The organism is Pararcticibacter amylolyticus (assembly GCF_003130405.1).
Taxonomy (GTDB): domain Bacteria; phylum Bacteroidota; class Bacteroidia; order Sphingobacteriales; family Sphingobacteriaceae; genus Arcticibacter; species Arcticibacter amylolyticus.
In genome coordinates, this window is sequence record NZ_QEAS01000091.1 from 1 (window position 1) to 716 (window position 716).

Consider the following 716-nt stretch of genomic DNA (forward strand, 5'->3'; position numbering starts at 1 on the left):
ATATTAGAAAGAAATGGTGCCCTGCACGGAACGGCGGGAACTGTGGTGTTCCGCAGGTTCCGCAACAGTACGGTGGTGCAGGGCCTTCCCAAACGAAAGAAAAAGCAAACCCCGGCCAGCCAGGCGAGTGCCGGGGAGTTCGGGGTGGCCAGCACAGCGGCAGCTGCTATCCGCCTGGTCCTGCGCTCGGTGTTCCGCAACCGGCATGACGGGGCCATGGTGAACCGCTTCAACAGTGCTGTTTACCAGAGTATTTTAAGAAGTAAAACCGCCCTGCGCGGGGCGAGGGACCTGCACGACGGCGATCTGAGCTGCCTGGAAGGATTCGAGTTCAATGCGAACAGCCCGCTGCGGGAGGCGCTGAAGGTGAGGCCCTCGGTCTCGCTGACCAGCGGGGGAAAGGTGCGGGTGCAGATGGATGGATGGGGCAAGCTTAGCGGGTTGAAAATTCCTTCTGCGGTAATAGAGGCGTCAGACAGCTACCGGCTGAGGTTCCTGGTCACGGCCCTGAACTTCCGCAGTGAATTTTATGAATACGTGGCGGTGAAGGATGTGACGGTGACGGACTGGAAGGATATGGAGGCGCTGGACTTTGAAATGGAAGGGATGATCCCCGAAGGGTGTATGGTACTGGTGACGGCTTCACTGGACTGCCTGGGCGTTAGTGATACGGGTGCAGGGGGCGGCCTGGTCAATACTCCTTCGTTCAGCCCTGC

General features: G+C 59.2%; 1 protein-coding gene. It reads left to right on the forward strand.

The genetic code is table 11. The features are described 5' to 3' along the window. Positions 1-716: hypothetical protein (locus DDR33_RS26245; RefSeq protein WP_109418512.1), on the forward strand; the 716-nt coding region annotated here is incomplete at both ends.